Origin of the sequence: Oceanobacillus aidingensis, from assembly GCF_042654105.1 — a bacterium.
Lineage (GTDB): Bacteria > Bacillota > Bacilli > Bacillales > Amphibacillaceae > Oceanobacillus > Oceanobacillus oncorhynchi.
This window is the reverse complement of record NZ_JBHSFT010000050.1, coordinates 99950-115270: the sequence shown is the minus strand read 5'-3', so window position 1 is coordinate 115270 and position 15321 is coordinate 99950. Positions and strand designations below refer to the sequence as shown.

At 40.1% G+C, this 15321-nt stretch carries 14 protein-coding genes; all 14 read right to left on the bottom strand.

What is annotated here, in order from left to right:
• Nucleotides 1-81: 81 nt before the first annotated feature.
• The 14 genes from dapG to infB all read right to left on the bottom strand — a co-directional run bounded on the left by dapG (nt 82) and on the right by infB (nt 15313).
• Nucleotides 82-1311: an aspartate kinase gene (gene dapG, locus ACFO3P_RS21515; protein WP_289584573.1), complete on the bottom strand. Its 1230-nt coding sequence runs from the start codon at nt 1309-1311 to the stop codon at nt 82-84.
• Nucleotides 1312-1472: 161 nt separating this feature from the next.
• The gene (locus tag ACFO3P_RS21510) at nt 1473-2525 is read right to left on the bottom strand and encodes an aspartate-semialdehyde dehydrogenase (protein ID WP_042534948.1); all 1053 of its coding nucleotides are present in this window, start codon (nt 2523-2525) and stop codon (nt 1473-1475) included.
• A 39-nt stretch (nt 2526-2564) separates the two neighbouring features.
• Nucleotides 2565-3170: a dipicolinate synthase subunit B gene (gene dpaB, locus ACFO3P_RS21505; protein ID WP_289584572.1), complete on the bottom strand. Its 606-nt coding sequence runs from the start codon at nt 3168-3170 to the stop codon at nt 2565-2567.
• On the bottom strand, nt 3167-4051 hold the full coding sequence (gene dpaA, locus ACFO3P_RS21500; RefSeq protein WP_042534952.1) for a dipicolinic acid synthetase subunit A: 885 nt from the start codon (nt 4049-4051) through the stop codon (nt 3167-3169). Before dpaA ends, dpaB begins: the two co-directional genes overlap by 4 nt.
• 334 nt (nt 4052-4385) lie before the next feature.
• Nucleotides 4386-4637, bottom strand: a complete 252-nt coding sequence (locus tag ACFO3P_RS21495; protein WP_042534953.1) for a YlmC/YmxH family sporulation protein — start codon at nt 4635-4637, stop codon at nt 4386-4388.
• A gap of 100 nt (nt 4638-4737) precedes the next feature.
• On the bottom strand, nt 4738-5964 hold the full coding sequence (locus ACFO3P_RS21490) for a M16 family metallopeptidase (protein ID WP_212928518.1): 1227 nt from the start codon (nt 5962-5964) through the stop codon (nt 4738-4740).
• A 25-nt stretch (nt 5965-5989) separates the two neighbouring features.
• On the bottom strand, nt 5990-6943 hold the full coding sequence (locus ACFO3P_RS21485) for a polysaccharide deacetylase family protein (protein WP_212928517.1): 954 nt from the start codon (nt 6941-6943) through the stop codon (nt 5990-5992).
• A 169-nt stretch (nt 6944-7112) separates the two neighbouring features.
• Nucleotides 7113-9227, bottom strand: a complete 2115-nt coding sequence (pnp, locus tag ACFO3P_RS21480) for a polyribonucleotide nucleotidyltransferase (RefSeq protein WP_212928516.1) — start codon at nt 9225-9227, stop codon at nt 7113-7115.
• A gap of 474 nt (nt 9228-9701) precedes the next feature.
• Nucleotides 9702-9971 carry a 30S ribosomal protein S15 gene (rpsO, locus tag ACFO3P_RS21475; protein ID WP_040980194.1) on the bottom strand — a complete coding sequence of 90 codons (270 nt, stop codon included), beginning with the start codon at nt 9969-9971 and terminating at the stop codon, nt 9702-9704.
• A 114-nt stretch (nt 9972-10085) separates the two neighbouring features.
• A complete protein-coding gene (locus ACFO3P_RS21470; RefSeq protein ID WP_212928515.1) occupies nt 10086-11039 on the bottom strand; it encodes a bifunctional riboflavin kinase/FAD synthetase in 954 nt (317 codons plus the stop codon).
• Between the two features lie 25 nt (nt 11040-11064).
• A complete protein-coding gene (truB, locus tag ACFO3P_RS21465) occupies nt 11065-11952 on the bottom strand; it encodes a tRNA pseudouridine(55) synthase TruB (protein WP_193065528.1) in 888 nt (295 codons plus the stop codon).
• A gap of 611 nt (nt 11953-12563) precedes the next feature.
• Nucleotides 12564-12905, bottom strand: a complete 342-nt coding sequence (gene rbfA / locus ACFO3P_RS21460) for a 30S ribosome-binding factor RbfA (protein WP_042534967.1) — start codon at nt 12903-12905, stop codon at nt 12564-12566.
• 33 nt (nt 12906-12938) lie between these two features.
• Nucleotides 12939-13217, bottom strand: a complete 279-nt coding sequence (locus ACFO3P_RS21455) for a DUF503 domain-containing protein (RefSeq protein WP_042534970.1) — start codon at nt 13215-13217, stop codon at nt 12939-12941.
• Nucleotides 13214-15313, bottom strand: a complete 2100-nt coding sequence (infB, locus tag ACFO3P_RS21450; protein WP_042534972.1) for a translation initiation factor IF-2 — start codon at nt 15311-15313, stop codon at nt 13214-13216. Before infB ends, ACFO3P_RS21455 begins: the two co-directional genes overlap by 4 nt.
• Nucleotides 15314-15321: the final 8 nt, after the last annotated feature.

Below are 15321 nucleotides of genomic sequence, written 5' to 3'. Positions count from 1 at the left end.
TTCCGGTCCAAACTTATATTTTAGAGTCCATAAAAAAACATGAAGCAGCCAAAATCCTGCTTCATGTTTTTTTACATGATTCTAAAGCGATACTTCCTCTGTGCTTAAACCAAACACATCATGTAATGCATTAACTGCTGTAACTAGCTCGTGGTCATGTACCAAGACCCAGATAGTTGTATGACTGTCTGCTGACTGCAATATCTGCACTCCAGAATCGGTTAATGCCTGCACGATTTTAGATGCAACGCCGGGTACTCCTGTCATGCCGGCTCCTACAGCTGATACTTTTGCACAGCTCTCGGTAATTTCCGGCTGGAAACCCAGCACCTCTAAAATTTCAATTGCTTTTGCCGTAAGCTCAGCCGGCACAGTATAAGCAACACCTGTCGGCGAAATATTAATGAAATCCACAGAGATACCTGCTTCAGCCATTGCCTTAAATACTTCCGACTGTACCCGGTACGCTGATTCTTTCGTCTGCACCTTAATCTGTGTCACATTTGCAATATGCGCAATACCCGTTATCATTCGTTCGGAAATATCTGCGCCAGCTTCTTCAATCCGGGAAGATGTGACAAGTGTTCCCAGCCGTTCCGAGTAGGTGGAGCGGATACGCATCGGAATTTTCCCCTGCATGGCTATTTCTACAGCACGAGGGTGAATGACCTTTGCCCCTTGATAAGCAAGATTACAAATCTCTGTATAGGTTACTACATCAAGCGGACGCGCACTTTTTACGACACGCGGATCTGCGGTCATGATTCCTTCCACATCTGTAAAAATCTCAATACGCTCTGCGTCCAACGCAACACCTAAGGCAGCTGCAGAAGTATCACTGCCGCCCCGGCCAATCGTTGTTATTTCTCCGGACTCGCTCTGGCCCTGAAAACCAGCAACCACAACGACATCATGCGTTTCTAATTCCTGTAAAATACGGGCCGGATTGACTTCTTTTATCTTTGCACGATTAAAATCTTCACTCGTTACAAAACCAGCCTGTGCACCAGTCAAAGCTGTTGCAGAAACATGGTTTTTTTTCAGCTCATTAGAAAGCACAACGGATGAAATAATTTCACCGCATGACATCAGCAAATCAAGCTCCCGATTTGAGTTTTTATTCGCCGGAAAATCAATTAAGCCTAATAAACTGTCTGTTGCATAAGGATCCGGTTTTCTTCCCAATGCAGAAACAACAACGACTAACTTATATTCTTGAACAAGTGCATCTTTAATATGACGGATAACATGTTCCCGGTTCGTTTCTGATTGTACGGAAGTTCCTCCGAATTTTTGTACTAATACTTGCAATATTAACACCTCAACACTATCCAAGAAGTTACACTCTGGATGTCTAATAGATTGATTACATCATTATTTACAAGAAGGTTCAAGAAGGGAGATGAAAATATTATTCCAGAAAATCATCTTTTCTTTTATCAGCCTTCTTAAACACATACTAAGATATCTAATTACTTTTTAAAGCCGTCACTTTTTACTAACGTTTGTGCGATTTGCACGGTATTCCATGCTGCGCCTTTTAATAAATTATCAGATACTACCCATAAATGGAATCCTTTTGGATTATCTAAATCTTTCCTTACGCGCCCTACGAAAACTTCCTCTTTGCCTTCAGCAGATTGCGGTGTCGGATATTCCTGCTCCTGCGGATTATCCTGAAGGACGATTCCATCTGCAGATTTCAGTGTCTTCCAAATATCTTTTACATTCAGGCCTTCCTGATCTACTTCAATATAAACACTCTCGGCATGGGAGGTAGCAAATGGAAGGCGCACACAGGTTGCCGCAACATTTAATGCCTCATCATGCATGATTTTCTTCGTTTCATTAATCATTTTCATCTCTTCAAATGTAAAACCATTATCTTCAAAAACATCAATTTGCGGCAATGCGTTAAACGCAATCGGGAAATGCTTCTTATCTCCTTTAACCGGCAAAATCTCTGCTTTTACTTCGTTACCGTCTAAATATTCTTTTGACTGCTCATATAACTCTTCTACCGCTGCATTTCCGGCACCAGATACTGCCTGGTAAGTAGAAACGATGATTTTCCCTATACCAAATGCATCCTTTATCGGTTTTAAAGCTGCAACCATTTGAATGGTAGAACAGTTTGGATTGGCGATAATCCCTTGATGTTTTGCAATATCTTCCGGATTTACTTCTGGTACAACAAGCGGTACATCTTCATTCATACGAAAAGCACTTGTATTATCTACCACAACTGCCCCTCTTTTAACAGCTTCAGGTGCCAGTTGTTTAGAAATGGAACCGCCCGCAGAAAATAGTGCAATATCTACTCCTTCAAATGATTCTGGCGCAGCTTCTTCAACAATAATCGTTTCCCCGTTAAAAGTTTCTTCTTTTCCTGCCGAACGGGCAGAAGATAGTAATTTAAGCTGGTTTACCGGAAACTTTTTATCTTCGAGTATTTGTTTGATTTTCTGACCTACTGCCCCTGTAGCACCTACAATGGCTACATTATATGTTTGTTGCTCTGCCATTCCAATAACTCCCTCCACTTATTAAATGTCAACTAAACTTCATTTTAACACATTTTTCGTGGAATAAGGTACAATAATCGGCTGAATTTGTTTTCCTTTTAACGCTGCCTCTGCAGCAGGGATTAATTGATCCAGATTTGCTGAGAGCGAGGAGGGCTTCTGATGCGGATTATCCTGCCCGAACGGCACAAAATAGATGTGCTTTGCATTAAGCAATACAGCTAGATTCTTGGCATTTAACCCAAGCGCATCATTGGTTGTTAAAGCTAATAATAAAGGATGTTCATTTCGGAGCGTTGATTTTGCAGCCATTAAAACCGGATTATCTGTATGGGCATTCGCCAGCTTGCTCATCGAATTCCCTGTCAGCGGGGCAATCACCATCACATCAAGTGGTTTATCCGGTCCATAGGGCTCTGCATCAGGAATAGTGGTAATAATAGGATGATTGGCTGCTTTTTCAAGCCTCTTCACGTTATCCGCAGCCTTTCCATGCTTCGTATCGGTGTATTGAACTATTTCTGTTATAAATGGAATGACTTCTGCTCCCTGTTCAATCAATTCCTCGATAATTGGAAAAATATGAGGAAGGGTATGATGCGATCCTGTTAAGCCAAAGCCGATTCGCTTATTCTTGAATGTCATTCTGACGCACGCTCCTCCTCCAGAATTTGTTCCATCACATTAGCAAGGATTTTCCCCGCTGTTCTTGGTGCTACGATTCCCGGCAGACTGCGCGCCAGTATAGCTTGAATACCACGCTTTTTCGCAAAATCAAAATCTGTTCCGCCGGGTTTGGATGCCAGATCAATAATAACTGCATTTGTCGGCAGATTTTGAATCGCTTCTTTGGTTACTACTAAGCTCGGAATAGTATTGATTAAAATATCACAGTTCTCTGTATGATTGCTTAATTCGTGTAAAGGCACAGCCTGTAAACCCATTTCCGTAATACGCGCTAAATCCCTTATACTCCTGGCACAAACAGAAACCTTGGCTCCCAGCGCAGAAAATTTATTCGCTACCGTATTCCCTACCCTTCCAAATCCTACAACCATCACCCGGGAAGAGTGGACGGTCTGATCGGTATGCTCAAAAGCCATCATAATGGCTCCTTCCGCTGTTGGAATGGAGTTATAGATGGCAACATCATCACGATCAAGCAGCGGCACTAAGGTAACGCCCGCTTTTTCCGCCATACTTGTTAAGTACGCATTCGTCATCCCGGTAAAAATCATACATTCCGAATGTAATTTTTGAAACCAGGCTTCATCTAAATGAATTTTTTTATCTGTAAAAACAGTTTCTACGTTCCCTTTTGAATCAGTACCTGTTATCGGTAAAACAACGACATCCAGCTTGCTCTGGTCCAATTCATCCAGTGCTGATTCGTTTAATCCTGTAAATCCCTGCTCTAATTTATCAAAACCACAAAGAATTACTTCATTAGCATGATTGCTTTTCAATATTTTTATTAACTCTAAATACCTTGCATCTCCACCAATTACTGCAATCCGTCGACTCATTTTACGTATAACCTCCAGACAACTTTTCACGTATTCATGATTCGATATAGTTTATGAATTTTTAATTCAGTGGTGAACAATTTAGCCATTAAAATACCGACTTCCTGGCAAGAAGGGTGAAAACCTATTTTCGAAAAATAAGAAAAACCAAGAATACCGCTTGTTCTTTAAAACATCGGGTTCTTGCCGAGTAGATGTCCGCTGCGACGGTTTTCGATGGGGCGAGTAATCGCAGTCCCGATGGGAAAAAAACATAGAAAAAAAGCCTGTTTATCCGGCAGGAAAAGGTGTGTCTGATTACCTTTTCCTGCAAAATAAACAAGCTTTACATTGTTTAGCCTTCTTCAGGGAGTTCTGTATCAATCATGATCATATCTGTCCCTATTTTTTTGATAGACTTCCAATGGATTTTTGTTTCTTCTCCCTCTTTTACAAGGCCGAACCATTTATAGCTTGGCACAATAAACGCTTCGATTTGCCCGGTTTTCGGATTGATTTCTAAATCGGTCTGCCCAAGCATCCCAAGCCTTTTCCCTTCGTTCACGTTGATGATTTCCTTATCTCCCATATCTCGAAAGCGTACCATAGAAAAACTCCTTTTCTCTGTTCTGAAGGCAGTCAGTCACAGCCTTAGAATAATGAAGTTTCGTTTATATACTATATGTCCAAAATAAGAAAACATGCTTTTACTTGCGCGTATCTTCCGGTGCTATCAATGCCCGTGACGGCTTTTGCTTAAACACATTTTTAATAACATCCGTAACTTGTTCATTGGTAATCCCATCAATCTCTAAAATCAAATCATCTAAGGTACGATGTCTTTGCAATAATAATTCATTCCGTCCATTCCGTGACATTCTGCTGTTGGTGCTCTCTAATCCCAGCATCAGATTTCCTTTAATCTGTTCTTTGCTGTTTCGTAATTCTTTTTCTGTTAACCCATGCTCTATAAAATGATGAAGTGTAGAATTCATCACTTCTTCTAATTGACCCAGCTGATCTTTTCCTGTGCCGGCATAAATGGTCAGCAAGCCATCATCTATAAATGCTGCATGATAAGAAAAAACAGAATAGGCCAGTCCTTTTTTCTCACGTATTTCTTGGAATAAACGTGAGCTCATGCTGCCCCCAAGCACGTTATTCATGATAGATAATGGATATAGATGCTTGTCTCCCGCTTCATATCCATTATAGCCAAGGCAAAGATGTGCCTGCTCTGTATCCTTGCTCCGGTAAATTGCTTCCTGCAAGAAGGCGGGCTTGATGATTGTTTCTTCAGATGCCTTTCTTGTAAAAGAACCAAAATAAGCATCGATCTCATTGATAAATGAATGGGATACATTGCCGGCAACCGAAACAACTACATTATCAGGTGTATAATTAGCTTCTACATACTCCTGTAATTGCTTTTGATCAAAAGATGCCAGCTGTTTTTCTGTTCCGAGAATTGGATATCCCAATGGGTGTTCACCATAGGCGGCTTCGGCCAGCAAATCATGAACGATATCATCCGGTGTATCCTCGCACATTTTTATTTCTTCGTAGACAACCTTTTTTTCTCTTTCCATTTCTTCTTCATCAAATGTAGATTCAAAAAACATATCTGCTAATACTTCCAAAGCAAATTCTTTATGTGTATCTAAAACCTTTGCATAAAAACATGTATATTCCTTCGATGTAAAAGCATTGATTTGCCCGCCGATAGAGTCGAATGCTTCTGCAATATCCTGTGCGCTTCTTGTTTTCGTTCCTTTAAAAAACATATGCTCTAAAAAATGAGAAATGCCATTATTATGGAGATTTTCATTTCTAGATCCAATTTTAACCCAAATACCAATCGTGACGGAACGTACCGCCGGCATTGATTCTAACACAATCCGTACTCCATTACTGCTTGTATATTTTTCTACCAATACATATCCTCCTAAATATCTCAGCTTAACGTGATTCACTTAATAACGATTCTACGGTTCCTATTTTATAATCTTTTTCCTTGATAATGGTAATCATTTGCTCTAACGCATTCGTTGTTGCCTGCGTTGGATGCATAAGAATCATCGCTCCAGGGTGAACATTTTTTTCTATCCGATTAACCATAACAGATACCGATGGATTCTTCCAATCAATTGTATCAACTGTCCATAAAATTGTTTCCATCTCCAGCTCTGCAGCAGTTTCTACTGTTTCATCTTTAAAGCTTCCGCTTGGGGGCGCGAACCATTTAGGCTGTTCTCCTGTGATGGTTTTTAAAATTTGATTTGTTTCCTCTATCTGCGTATAGGCATTGCTTTTATCAAGTGCAGCCATATCCGGATGATTATAGGCATGATTACCAATTAAATGTCCTTCCTCTTCAATCATTTTAACAAGGTCAGAATTATTTTGCGCCCATTTCCCTTCAATAAAAAAAGTGGCTTTCACTTGATGGTCTTTTAAAATTTGCAGCATTTCCGGGATATATGCTTCCCCCCAGGAAACATTGATTAAGAAAGAGACCATTTCTTTTTTGGGATGACCTCGATAAATTGGAGCTGGTTCCAGGTTCTCCAGTAAGATATCAGGAGAGGTTTCATTAAAAACAAGTAAGCTTTCATCCCATTTATCTGCTTCTTTCATTTTCTGATACGATTCTTCCACATTCACCTCTAATCCATTTCTTCCTGGTGTCTTCTTCCAAACCTCATCAATATAAGCATTTTCTGGTTCTTCCTGGTAAGCCCCTTTCTTTTCTTCAATCTCCATATAAAGGGCATCATTTGTTGCACTCACTTCTATTTCTGATGGTTCTATCATGACCGTCTCTGTTTGAAAAGGATTATATCGTATATCAAATACCGTGAAAATTAGAATCAGAAAAACAAGAACATGGACATACTTAAAATACCGCTTCATCTTTAATCCCTCCCTCTTCGTATTTTTATGCTTTTAGAGGGACAAGTATGAATGTATTTTAAGCGATGCATTTTTTATTCTGTCTCCATAAAAAAAGAAACTGAATTTAACACCAGCTTCTTTTTTATCACAGAAATATATTTTCTTCTTTAATTAATTATTTTTCTTACTATGATTTAGCATTTTCTTTCTTTTCATCTTGCAGTACTGCTTTTCTGGAAAGGTTAACTCTTCCTTGACGGTCAATTTCTTTTACTTTTACCATGATTTGATCGCCGATAGAAACAGCATCTTCCACTTTATTTGTACGTTCTTCCGCCAGCTCGGAAATATGGACAAGTCCATCTTTTCCTTTGAAGAGCTCAACAAAAGCACCAAATTTTTCAATACGTTTCACGGTACCAAGGTACAGCTGACCGACTTCGACTTCGCGGACAAGATCTTCAATAATTTTCTTCGCTTTTTGGTTCATCTCGCTGTCTGTAGATGAGATAAAGACATTACCATCTTGTTCAATATCGATTTTTACGCCGGTTTCATCAATGATTTGGTTGATTTGTTTTCCGCTCGGCCCAATGACGTCTCGAATTTTATCTGGGTTAATCGACATGGTCAAGATTTTTGGTGCGTATTCAGATAGCTCATCTTTTGGCTCCTGAATGGTTTGAAGCATGGAATCCAGGATATGCATACGGCCTTTCTTCGCCTGTGTCAATGCTTCCTCTAAAATCGCTCTGGATAAACCGTCGATTTTAATATCCATTTGCAGCGCAGTAACACCTTTTTCTGTACCGGCTACTTTAAAGTCCATATCTCCAAGCGCATCTTCCATCCCCTGGATATCAGAAAGAATCGTATAGTCCTCTCCTGATTTCACCAGTCCCATAGCAATACCAGCTACTGGCGCTTTAATCGGAACGCCTGCATCCATCATTGCTAATGTACTTGCACAGATACTTGCCTGAGAAGTAGAACCGTTAGACTCAAGTACTTCAGATACAAGACGGATTGTATAAGGAAAATCTTTTTCATTTGGAACTACTTTTTCCAGCGCACGTTCTCCCAGTGCACCATGCCCAATTTCACGGCGTCCAGGTCCACGGATTGGTCCAGTTTCGCCAACACTGTATTGCGGGAAATTATAATGATGCATAAACCGTTTTGTTTCTTCTAAATCCAGTCCATCTAAAATCTGTACATCACCTAATGCTCCCAATGTACATATGCTTAAGGCCTGTGTCTGTCCACGTGTAAATAAACCAGAACCATGTGTACGCGGAAGGACATGGATACGAGAAGATAATGAACGGATTTCATCTACTTTTCGGCCGTCAGGGCGTACTTTTTCTTTAGTAATTAAGCGGCGTACTTCTTCTTTCACAAGACTGTTTAATACAGATTTTACTTGCTTAATCGTTTCTTCTTCCGCTTCTTCTGCTTCATACTTTTCAACAATTTCCTGCTTCACTGCAGCAATTGCATCTTCGCGGGCATGTTTTTCAACAACTTGAATTGCTTCAAGCAGTTTTGCTTTTGCTTCTGCTTCCACTTTTTGTACAAGTTCTTCGTCAGTTTCTGCGATTTCTACTTCGAATTTTTCTTTACCGAATGCTTGTACAATTTCCTCCTGGAATGCAACGAGGCGTTTGATTTCTTCATGACCAAACATGATTGCTTCCAGCATGACATCTTCCGGCACTTCGTCGGCACCAGCTTCAACCATATTAATGGCATCCTTTGTTCCTGCAACAGTCAATTCGATATCACTTTTTGCTTCTTGTTCTATCGTAGGGTTAATAATCAGTTCTCCATCGACACGTCCGACATGGACACCTGCAATCGGCTGTTCAAAAGGAATATCTGAAATGCTTAACGCAATAGATGACCCAATCATTGCAGCAATTTCGGAAGAACAGTCCTGATCGACACTCATTACCGTGCTGATTACTTGCACCTCATTACGAAATCCGTCAGGGAATAACGGGCGGATTGGACGGTCAATCAGTCTGGAAGACAGGATTGCTTTTTCGCTCGGACGTCCTTCACGTTTAATAAATCCTCCTGGTATCTTGCCTACCGCATATAATCTTTCTTCATAATTCACGGTTAACGGAAAGAATGGTAAATCTTTTGGTTCTTTGGAAGCTGTTGCTACAGATAATACCGACGTGTCTCCATAATGAATCATGCAGGCACCGTTTGCTTGTTTAGCCAGCTCCCCTACTTCAACCGTAAATTTCTTTCCTGAAATCTCCGTAGAGAATAGCTTTTTTTCATCTGCCATTGGTTTTGTTGCTCCTTTCAAGGCTACAGTAATTTAAATATATATGTAGCTCGTCATATATTACATTTTTCTTCTATTTTCTATTATTCACAAAAGAATCCCTTTTTATAGAATAAACGATAGCCTGTCAGGAATCAATCACTACCTTTTATATGGTGTTCAAAATACATCCTGATTGAACAATCCTATCGTTTTATAGTGTGTGTTCAAAAAGTCCGATAAATAGGACCAAGAAGTTCAAGACGACGAGCTTTTTACAAACGGACTTTCACAGGATGTGGTGACTTCTGTGTTGCCCACAGGACGTGGGCGCTCTTAACAGAAGTTCCTCTATGTCTTTAAATACGTAAGTATCGGAAAAAGCTCGTCAACGCAGAAATTCGATGTGTCATTTTTATTGGACTTTTTGAATATCCTCTTATAGGATTTTTTACATAAAAGAAAAAGCAGGATTTCTCCTGCTTTTTGCGTTTATTAACGACGTAAACCAAGTTTTTTGATTAATTCACGGTAACGAGTAACGTCTTTATTACGTAGGTAAGTTAGCAAGTTACGGCGTTTACCTACCATTTTCAAAAGACCGCGGCGTGAATGATGGTCTTTTTTGTGTGTACGTAAATGTTCGTTTAATGCAGTGATTTCTGCAGTTAAAACAGCGATTTGAACCTCTGGAGATCCAGTATCTGTATCGTGAACCTTGTACTCATTAATAATTTCGTTCTTGCGTTCTTGTGTAATTGCCATGATGGCACCTCCAAAATAAAATTTGTTATCCCCAATCCCCTAGCATACGTCGGAGTTACGTGATGCCAAGCGATGGTTGTACAAATATAAGAATAGCGTTTTTGAAGAGAAAAATCAAGTATTAGTTTTTCTATTTGCTAAATAAGCCCTAATTTCTTCCTCATCCTGCTGCATTCTTTCAATCAACGCTTCCTTTGAGTCAAATTTTATTTCTTCTCTTGTATAAGATAACCATTCTATCGTTAATTCTTCCCCGTATAAATCACCGTCAAAGTCAAACAGGTATACTTCGACAGACATATTCTCCATCGTTTCTGTAAATGTCGGATTCGTTCCGATATTCGCCATTCCGCCATATATTTTATCCTGATGACGGACGAGCGTTGCATATACCCCCTGCTTGGGCAGCAAGGCATCTTTGGATATAGACAAATTAGCAGTTGGATAACCAAGCTCACGCCCGCGCTGTGCTCCTTTTACGACCAATCCGGTTGTTTCAAAGGATCTTCCTAATAATTGTGCTGCCTGCTCCATATTTCCTGATGCTAATTCCGCTCTTATTCGGGTAGAGCTGACCTTCTCTTCATCTAATGTGATTTTACCGATGGTTTCCCATGTAAATAAATCTCTAGCATAGGCCTGCATATCTGCCATCTTGCCCTGCCCTTTATGGCCGAATGAGTAATCAAAGCCTGCTACAAGGTGTTTGATATGTAAGCCAATAATAAAGTGGTCAATAAAAGCCTGCGGACTGAGCTTCGATAATTCTTGATTAAACCGGATGATATACAGACGGTCTACTTGAAGCTTTTCCAGTATGGCCTGTTTTTCAGAAGATACGGTTATGTACTTCACCTGATGGACATCTTTTCTCAGCACAACCGATGGATGCGGAAAAAAAGTAATAACTGCACTCTCCATATTATTTTCTTTTGCTTTATCCACGGCCTTCTGAATGACCTTTTGATGTCCTTTATGAATACCGTCAAAGAAACCGATAGCACTTACTGTTTCTGGTAAATCCTCCTTATGTAACATATGCGGATAGGATAATTCCATTGTTTTCATCCTGCTACACCTGCACTTTCTCTCGTTAAAATACCCTTAATGGTTTAATTTGATCCGGTTTTTCCGGATGCTTTTCGTAAATGGCTAGTACTTCTTCGTTGTTTGTAAACACAAACGGATTATTTGTCAGAGGAGCATCGGTAACAGCTAATTTTTGACCATTTTTAATCCGAAACATTAATGCATCATCTACTTCCTGATGTACTAGATGACTTACCCCCTCTGAAATCGGGCTTAATAACTGCTCTTGTTCACCTCTGGCAGCCGCCTCTTCTATCATAGCAAAAGTGACCGTATTTTTCTTGGAAAAACTACCGGTTTGGATTCTTTCTAACTGCAGCATATGTGCCGGATATCCTAATTCCTTCCCGATATCCACACATAATGTTCTGATATAGGTCCCCTTGGAGCATTCTACATAGATGTCAAAAGCGTTTTTTTCCTCATCTATAGACCCAAGCTGTATATCATGAATAAAGACTTCCCTGCTTGGTCTTTCTACTTTTTCATTTGCTCTGGCATATTCATACAGCTTTTTTCCATTGACCTTTACAGCAGAATACATGGGCGGTATTTGTGTAATCGTTCCTTGAAACTTTTCTAACACTGCTTCAATCTCTATTTTTCCCGGCATGTGCGTAACTTCTTTTTCTTCTACAATATTCCCTGTGGCGTCCTCTGTTTCTGTAGTGGATCCTAATGCAACTGTCCCAACATAAACTTTTTTTGTATCTGTGAGAAAGGGAACAATCTTGGTCGCATTGCCAATACAAATAGGCAGCACGCCTTCCACTTCCGGATCCAATGTCCCTGTATGACCAACCTTTTTCGTATGGAAGTAGCGGCGGCATTTAGCTACACAATCAAAAGAAGTCATTCCTTTTGGCTTCCACAGCGGTAAGATACCATTCATCGTCATTACACCTCTTTTTCCTTTTGAAATAAATAAGAAAAACCAAGAATACCGCTTGGTCTTTAAAACATCGGTGTTCTTGCCAAAGAGATGTCCGCTCCGGGAAGTCGCTTTCCGCGGGCAACGTTCAGCCGCACGGTAAGAAAACCGCTTCCTGCTCAGGTCTACCTGTTGCTTTTCCCGCAGGAGTAGACAACATCCGCTCCCATCTAAGTGGAATTATGTTTTATTTGCTTTTTTTTCAAGGAAATAACGCAAATTCTAGCGACGGTTTTGATGGGACGGGTAATCGCAATGGTTTTCAGTGGGACGAGTAATCGCTGTCCCAGTCCCAGAAGAAATACACGGAGACTCCTGTGGGAATGCGCAGTGATCTTCGATGGGGCGAGTAATCGCTGTCCCAGGGTGAAGACCCCGCAGGAAAAAAGCGAACTTCTTTTTTCGAGGAGGCTGAGCTCAAGCCCACGGAAAGCGGAGTGTATTTCTGGGGTTGCGATTACTCACCCCATGAAACCCGTTGGAGCGGCTATATTCAGCATTTTTTATATACTTTCTTATTCTTGTAAAAAAACTGATCCTTGCCAAGGAGCAGAGGGATCAGTTTTTTAGCATTACTTATTAAGATCTCTTAAGATAGAGTCAATTCGGTTACCTTGCTCGATTGCTTCGTCAAATTCAAAGGTAAGTTCAGGGGTTTTGCGCAAACGAATTCGCTTGCCAATTTCTGAACGGATAAACCCTTTTGCTTTTGCAAGCCCCAATAATGTTTCCTGCTTTTTCTTCTCATCACCTAATACAGAAATAAAAATCTTCGCCTGCTGCAAATCACCGGTTACTTCTACATCGGTAACCGTCACAAAACCAACGCGGGGGTCTTTGATTTTTCTGGATAAAATATCACCCAGTTCTTTTTTCATCTGTTCTGCAACTCGATGAGCTCTTAATTCAGCCATTTATCTCACCTCACATAGCTCTATGCATTTTCGTTATAATCGTTCGATATTCGTTATAGTTCTTTCTAATTCAGAAAAAGAATCTATTGTGTGTAAAGCTTGTTGTATTACTTTTTCAGCATGCACATAATCCGTCGAAATAATAACTATCCCAAGTTTGGTTCGTTGCCATAAATCGTGAAATTCAAGCTCAGTTACAGAAACATTAAACGATTGGCGCAGTTTATTCATAACCCGCTTCAACACGGAGCGCTTTGCTTTTAAGGAATTCCCTTCATACAACATACACTCTACTTCTGCATAGAGAATCATTTTCGTTCCATTTCTTCCATTACATAGGCTTCGATAATATCGCCTTCTTTAATATCATTAAAGTTAGCCAATGTAATTCCACATTCATAATTCTGTTGTACCTCTTTTACGTCATCTTTAAACCGTTTCAATGCTTGTAATTCACCTTCATAAAGAACCACACCGTCACGAATAAGACGAACGCTCGAATCTCTGGTAATTTTTCCGTCTGTTACATAGCTTCCTGCAATGGTACCGATACGTGATACCTTGAATGTTTCACGTACTTCCGCCTGACCAATAACTTTTTCTTCATATTCTGGATCAAGCAGACCTTTCATTGCTGCTTCAATTTCTTCAATTGCACTGTAAATAACACGATGCAGACGTAAATCGATTTTTTCGGATTCTGCAGCTCTTTTTGCATTGACATCAGGGCGGACATTGAAACCAATAACGATTGCATTGGATGCAGAAGCTAAGATAATATCGGATTCTGTAATCGCTCCTACGCCTGTATGAATGATTTTAACATTGACGCCTTCTACTTCTATCTTGCGTAAAGAAGCGGCTAATGCTTCCACAGAACCTTGTACGTCCGCTTTCACAATGATATTTAATTCTTTCATTTCACCCTGCTTGATTTGTTCAAATAAATCATCCAGGCTGACAGTTGATTGACCGCCGCGGTTTTCATCGATCCGCTTCTGTTGACGTGCAATCCCAATTTGACGCGCTTTTTTCTCATCAGAGAATGCAAGGAACTGGTCTCCTGCCTGCGGAACATCCTGTAACCCTGTAATTTCAACTGGAGCTGACGGTCCTACTTGGTTCACACGTTGTCCCAAATCATTTACCATAGCACGAACTTTACCATACGTACTGCCGACAACAAGCGGATCTCCTACATGCAGAGTACCGTTTTGCACAAGCAGTGTTGCTACAGAACCTCTGCCTTTATCTAACTGCGCATCGATTACTGTACCGAAAGCTTTCGCATCCGGGTTTGCTTTTAATTCTTCTACCTCTGCAACTAATAAGATCATTTCCAGCAGATCGTCAATACCTTCCCCTTTAAGTGCAGCAAGATTAACAAAGATGGTGCTTCCGCCCCAATCTTCAGGAATCAGTTCATGCTCTGTTAATTCCTGCATCACGCGGTCCGGATTAGCGCCTTCTTTATCCATTTTATTAACAGCAACAATAATTGGTACTCCAGCAGCTTTCGCATGGTTGATTGCTTCCACTGTCTGCGGCATCACGCCATCATCTGCTGCGACAACTAAAATAGCAATATCTGTTACTTGTGCACCGCGCGAACGCATACTTGTAAACGCTGCGTGACCCGGTGTATCTAAAAATGTAACTTTCTTGCCCTCATTTTCAACTTGGTAAGCGCCAATATGCTGTGTAATTCCACCAGCTTCACCAGCAGTAACCTTCGTATGGCGTATAGCATCTAATAACGTTGTTTTCCCATGGTCAACATGTCCCATAATGGTAACAACAGCAGGACGCTCCTGCAATTTTTCACTATCATCTTCTTCAATATATTTATCAAGGTCTGTATCTTCTAAAATAATTTCTTTTTCAACTTCTACATTATATTCATCACAAATCAGCTCTACAGCGTCATCTTCAAGGTCTTGGTTTTTTGTAGCCATGATACCCATAAACATTAATTTCTTGATGATTTCTGCAGGTTCTTTATGAAGTTTTTCTGCTAAATCTTGTACGGTCAATATACCGTGGTACGTAATTTTACTTGGAGTCTCTTTCACTAACGACTGCTCCTTTTGTGGTTGATGTTGTTTACCTTTGTTAGAGGTTTTTTGTTTTTTATTTTTTGGATTATCTTTTTTAGGATTCCGATTTGTATTTGGTTTATTTCCAGTATTTTTATTCTTTTGCTGTTTATTCGTATTTACTTGATCGTTTTTCTTTTTATCTTGTTTTGGCTGCGGGTTAAATTTTTCATCCAATTGTTTGATTTCATTGTCAGAAATCGTAGACATATGGTTGGAAACCTCCACATTCTTTTCTTTTAAAAATTGAATGACTTCTTTACTCGCTACCTTATTTTTCTTTGCATATTCATATACACGTATTTTGCTCATGCGTTCAC

Bases quoted from the DNA above. Each gene is read 5' to 3' on its own strand.
- ACFO3P_RS21485 (WP_212928517.1), bottom strand. From the start codon at position 6,943: ATGAAGCGGTATTTTAAGTATGTCCATGTTCTTGTTTTTCTGATTCTA.
- ACFO3P_RS21510 (WP_042534948.1), bottom strand. From the start codon at position 2,525: ATGGCAGAGCAACAAACATATAATGTAGCCATTGTAGGTGCTACAGGG.
- pnp (WP_212928516.1), bottom strand. From the start codon at position 9,227: ATGGCAGATGAAAAAAAGCTATTCTCTACGGAGATTTCAGGAAAGAAA.
- dpaB (WP_289584572.1), bottom strand. From the start codon at position 3,170: ATGACATTCAAGAATAAGCGAATCGGCTTTGGCTTAACAGGATCGCAT.
- ACFO3P_RS21470 (WP_212928515.1), bottom strand. From the start codon at position 11,039: ATGAAAACAATGGAATTATCCTATCCGCATATGTTACATAAGGAGGAT.
- rpsO (WP_040980194.1), bottom strand. From the start codon at position 9,971: ATGGCAATTACACAAGAACGCAAGAACGAAATTATTAATGAGTACAAG.
- dpaA (WP_042534952.1), bottom strand. From the start codon at position 4,051: ATGAGTCGACGGATTGCAGTAATTGGTGGAGATGCAAGGTATTTAGAG.
- rbfA (WP_042534967.1), bottom strand. From the start codon at position 12,905: ATGGCTGAATTAAGAGCTCATCGAGTTGCAGAACAGATGAAAAAAGAA.
- ACFO3P_RS21495 (WP_042534953.1), bottom strand. From the start codon at position 4,637: ATGGTACGCTTTCGAGATATGGGAGATAAGGAAATCATCAACGTGAAC.
- infB (WP_042534972.1), bottom strand. From the start codon at position 15,313: ATGAGCAAAATACGTGTATATGAATATGCAAAGAAAAATAAGGTAGCG.
- truB (WP_193065528.1), bottom strand. From the start codon at position 11,952: ATGAATGGTATCTTACCGCTGTGGAAGCCAAAAGGAATGACTTCTTTT.
- ACFO3P_RS21455 (WP_042534970.1), bottom strand. From the start codon at position 13,217: ATGATTCTCTATGCAGAAGTAGAGTGTATGTTGTATGAAGGGAATTCC.